This window comes from Oleiphilus sp. HI0061 (assembly GCF_001635675.1).
Genome location: NZ_LWFE01000609.1, coordinates 1 through 764, shown reverse-complemented (window position 1 = coordinate 764; position 764 = coordinate 1). Strand labels below are relative to the sequence as shown.

The following is a 764-nucleotide window of genomic DNA, read 5'->3' as shown; positions in this document are numbered from 1 at the left end:
GTGAAACCATGATTGTGGTTATGGCTGCCGGTCTTAGACCAAATTTGTCGTGGAACCCTTTAGAAGATATGACCACCGTAACAGTGAGAATTGTTGACTCCCTTGTCGGGGATCACGCCTTTGACTCACCGCAAACGCTTTCGGCTTTTGCCTTAGGCTTGGTCTTATTTGTGATCACATTGATTCTCAATATGGTCTCGTTGTCCCAAATCCGTAAGTTTAAAGAAAAATACAAGATAAGCAGGCTATGACTTCAAAACAGAATTCTAACCCTTTTTACGACCCGACCTTAAGTAAACGGCATCGTGCCTCGCGATTTTTCAAACTTTTCGCAAAGAGCTCCGTCGTATTTACTCTGTCGTTTCTGATCTTCTTCATGGTCGATATCCTTAGTACTGCTGCGCCTGCTGTGAAGCAAGCTTATGTGCAAGTTGAAGTAGAGTTTTCTGAGCGAAATGCTAAGTCCACGCGTCGCGCCATTCCAAAAGGTTATCGCAAAATTGTAAGTAGGGCTTGGCTACGTACGTTAACAAAAACCATGCGAGACCAGCCTGAATTGATGGGTACAAGCCAAACAATGTGGGCATTGGCTGATGACCAGGTTGACCAGTATTTAAAAGGTCATCACTATAACCTGAAAGAAAAGCAGCTTGCCCTAGTCGATAAGTTGAAAGAAGAAGGTAAGTTAGAATTACGCTGGAATAGTGTTTTCTTCAGTAAGGGTGACTCTAAAATGCCAGAGAATGCCGGGATACTGTCTGCCA

1 protein-coding gene and 1 pseudogene are annotated in these 764 nt (G+C 43.7%); both read left to right on the top strand.

Going from position 1 to position 764, the window contains the following annotated elements; translation table 11 throughout:
* Positions 1 to 251, top strand: a pseudogene (locus A3735_RS31765) (phosphate ABC transporter permease subunit PstC); the annotation flags it as partial.
* A partial coding sequence (locus A3735_RS07845) for a DUF3333 domain-containing protein (protein WP_156499514.1) occupies positions 248 to 764 on the top strand: 517 nt, incomplete at its 3' end. The pseudogene A3735_RS31765 and the gene A3735_RS07845, both read left to right, overlap by 4 nt.